The sequence below is a fragment of the Parabacteroides acidifaciens genome (assembly GCF_003363715.1).
Taxonomy (GTDB): Bacteria; Bacteroidota; Bacteroidia; order Bacteroidales; family Tannerellaceae; genus Parabacteroides; species Parabacteroides acidifaciens.
Genome location: NZ_QREV01000137.1, coordinates 1 through 644, shown reverse-complemented (window position 1 = coordinate 644; position 644 = coordinate 1). Strand labels below are relative to the sequence as shown.

At 43.5% G+C, this 644-nt stretch carries 1 protein-coding gene; it reads right to left on the bottom strand.

What is annotated here, in order from left to right:
* Positions 1-446: 446 nt before the first annotated feature.
* Positions 447-644 (bottom strand): hypothetical protein (locus tag DWU89_RS20965; RefSeq protein ID WP_208642499.1); only part of this gene is annotated, 198 nt, incomplete at its 5' end.

Below are 644 nucleotides of genomic sequence, written 5' to 3'. Positions count from 1 at the left end.
TTTTCAAAAAACAACGTGGCTGCGTATTGATCTGATTGGAGAATAAGCCTTTTTCACACAGTCTCTGAAATCAACGGGTTGATAAACACCCGGCTTTGCCGGATTCCTCTGTGGGTTTGAATCCTCTTCCAAATATCTACAAGTAATCCTATTAAAGAGACTCTGCCTCTAAGCTCCAAAACCGTTCGTTGAAACGAAACGGCAAAAGAGAGCCTACGGCAGAGGGCTTATTGTAAAAAACGGATTTTTCAGGTTCAAAAAACATCCGAAACAAAACAAATGTCAACCCACTTTTCAGCCGTCAAAAAGGCGCTTTTTCCTATGATCCGGCACCTTATCGCCATGAAGAGGGACTTTATCGCTCTGATCCGGAACTTTATTGCCCTGAAGGTTGACTTCATATAGTACGAAGTCAACCTTCAGAGCGATGAAGCGTTACTTAAAGACTATTTTCTGCGCACCTCACAACAACAAGCCCCTAAAATTTCCTTGGGATATTTGGAACGCAGTCCGCCTTCGTCTGCAAATATTCGATTCTCCGGGAGTTGAGGTTTATCACTTTGCTGTTGTTTCCGGTTTCCGATAATCAAATTGTACGCTTTTGGGGATGGGCTCGGCACCTCATTTTCTCTGTTGTCATCCGA